Origin of the sequence: Microcystis sp. M090S1 (assembly GCF_020246295.1) — a bacterium.
Classification (GTDB): domain Bacteria; phylum Cyanobacteriota; class Cyanobacteriia; order Cyanobacteriales; family Microcystaceae; genus Microcystis; species Microcystis aeruginosa.
Window position 1 is genome coordinate 1 of sequence record NZ_JADBTF010000468.1, and the last position, 2826, is coordinate 2826.

The 2826-nt window shown below is 42.5% G+C and carries 2 protein-coding genes and 1 pseudogene; all 3 read left to right on the forward strand.

Going from position 1 to position 2826, the window contains the following annotated elements; all coding sequences use genetic code 11:
- Positions 1-126, forward strand: a pseudogene (locus tag IM477_RS20480) (zinc ribbon domain-containing protein); the annotation flags it as partial.
- 38 nt (positions 127-164) lie between these two features.
- Positions 165-1529 (forward strand): UDP-N-acetylmuramoyl-tripeptide--D-alanyl-D-alanine ligase, encoded by a 1365-nt coding sequence (locus IM477_RS20485; protein ID WP_287733267.1) that lies wholly within the window; start codon positions 165-167, stop codon positions 1527-1529.
- Between the two features lie 7 nt (positions 1530-1536).
- Positions 1537-2487 carry a hypothetical protein gene (locus IM477_RS20490; RefSeq protein WP_287733268.1) on the forward strand — a complete coding sequence of 317 codons (951 nt, stop codon included), beginning with the start codon at positions 1537-1539 and terminating at the stop codon, positions 2485-2487.
- The last annotated feature ends 339 nt before the right edge of the window (positions 2488-2826 follow it).

Consider the following 2826-nt stretch of genomic DNA (forward strand, 5'->3'; position numbering starts at 1 on the left):
CCAAACGCCTTGGGAGAGTCCGGCCTCTGGATTCTTAATGGAGACATTGAGAATCTAAGCTGTCTCGTTGAACAAGGAATTTCCGATAGTGATAGGTCAAGAATCCCCCGTCACAGCGTAGCTTGACGGTGGGAGTATGTTAATCCTAAGTATTTTTATTGTCTATGGCCTGTCATTTATCCCTCAATCAACTAGCTCAATTATTGTCCTTACAAGATAATGGTGACATAAGTTTTAGTCCCGATAGTTTAGTATCTGGCATTAATACTGATAGCCGTAGTATTGAGTCAGGACAAGCATTTTTGGCATTAAAAGGTGATAATTTTAATGGTCATGATTTTATCGATATGGCTATCGAAAAAGGAGCGGCGACATTGATTGTCGATCAGCCAGTTTCGGTAAATTCCTCTAGTAATATTCCTGTATTCCTAGTCCAGAATACCCTAGAAACCTATCAGCAATTAGCCCATTGGTGGCGGAATCAATTTACTATACCCGTGATTGCTATTACAGGATCAGTGGGGAAAACCACGACTAAAGAATTAATCGCTTCGGTATTAGCAACCAGGGGAAAGGTACATAAAACCCTGGCTAATTATAACAATGAGATCGGAGTGCCGAAAACTCTCCTCGAACTGGATGAAACTCACGATAGTGCCGTAATCGAGATGGGAATGCGGGGACGGGGAGAAATTGCCCTGCTCGCTCAAATCGCCCAACCGACGATCGCAGTGATTACTAATGTGGGAACCGCTCACATCGGTCGTTTAGGGTCGGAAGCAGCGATCGCAGAGGCCAAATGCGAGTTATTGGCCGAGTCTCCTTCTAGTAGTATAGCTGTTCTTAACTACGATCACCCTTTACTTACCGAAACAGCTAAACGGGTATGGCAGGGGGAAACAATTACCTATGGCTTCTCAGGCGGCGATATAGTCGGGGAATTACTGGATTTAACTACTTTACGAGTAAATGGACTAGATTTTAACTTACCTTTATCCGGTCGTCATCATGCTTTAAATTTTATGGCGGCCTTGGCCGTAGCGAAAATTTTAGGCATCGATTGGACTTCTTTGCAAGAGGGAATTAAAGTTAATTTACCCAGTGGTCGGGCCAAACGTTACCAATTAGCAACCGATATCCTACTCCTCGATGAAACCTATAACGCGGGTCTAGAATCAATGTTAGCGGCCTTGGATTTACTGAAAGCTACTCCCGGTCAGCGTCATATTGCTGTTTTAGGCACGATGAAGGAGTTAGGGTATTTTTCGGAGCAATTACATCGCCAAGTGGGTGAGAGGGTGCAAAAACTAGGCATAGATCGCTTGTTTGTCTTGGTAGATGACCCGGAAGCTAAGTTTATTGCTGAGGCCGCTACTGGAGTCAATTGCGAATGTTTTCAAACTCACGCAGATTTAATTAATCGTTTAAAGGAAGTGATCGATTCAGGCGATCGCATTTTATGCAAGGCTTCCCATTCCGTCGGTTTAAATCGCGTGGTGGAGGAGTTAATCAGTGATATTGGGAGTTAGGCAATAGGTGTTAGAGAAGAGAGCATTTTTTAGCAAGAATAGCCGATTAAAAACTGTTTTTTCAGCGATTTTAGTCCTAGTTTTCTTTTTTTCGGCCGCTCAAGTCTCTTTTGCCCAAGAATCGAGACGACTGGAGACTTATCTCCCGGATCTCAGTGGTTTAGCTTGGGTAGAAGCGGATATTTTTCTAGGGGTTCACGATGCCAAAAATAAGGGCAAAAACAGTGATCCATCTCAACCAAGGCTGAGTCTTTTACAGCTGCCTACAGAGGAAAAACCGCTATTATGGCAGGTTTTAAGGGTAGATTGGCCAAATCCAGAGGGATTGAGTAACGATCTCGAAAGTATTACTTCTATCCCAGAAACTAATTTATTTTTGTTGGCTGAAAGTGGCGAGAAAAAACCTTTTCAAAGACTATTTTTAATAGCATATAACCAGCAAAAAGTCAAGATAGTTGAGCAAATAAATTGGCCGATCGCGGTGAAAAATGTAGAGGCGATCGCTGTTAGTCGGCAAGGCGATCGTTATCTATTTATCTACGCAGAACGGGCCGATAGTCAAGAGAGTACAAAGATTCGCTGGACGGATATCTCGTTCAATCCCTTAAAATTCGGGGAATTTCAGTCGGTAACTTTTCGGAGTCCTTTTGGTAGTGGTAAAAATATTCGCCCCATCTCCGATTTAGCCGTAGATAAGCAAGGTAATATCTACATAGCTTCCGCTTACGATCCAGATAGTGCGGGAGTGTTTAGAAGTGCTGTTTACCGTATTGGCCAAGTTACAGCCGATAATAGCCTAATTCTTGCCCCTAATCCCCAAAAAATTGCAGAAATCGACGGATCGAAAGTGGAAGCGGTGACCACCAGAGAATCTCCTAGAGGTAGAATAGAAGTCTTTATCGGTACAGATGACGAGAATTATGGCGGTTTTCTGCGACCTTTGCTCTTAGATAATTAGCTAATCTGTACTGAATTTAAACTGCGTATTGGAATTTTTAGTACAAATGCTCGAACTTTCTCTCCCCACTCCCCACTTCCCTACTCCCTTCTCTCCAATAACTACTCGCAGCTAGAAATCCGCTAGACCGCATCATACTTTGTGCTTTTTGTCAAAAAAACTTTTTTTTTGCAATAAAACTACACAAAAAAAAGATCATCGTTTTGGGTTAAATTGACTCATTTACCTGTCTTAATTAGGATGACCTTCTAGGTGTGGCAAGGGTTTCAACCGTTGCTGCCCAAAAAAGCACAGAAAGGGGCATTATGAAATTCCATAAAATCGCTGTAACCATCATAA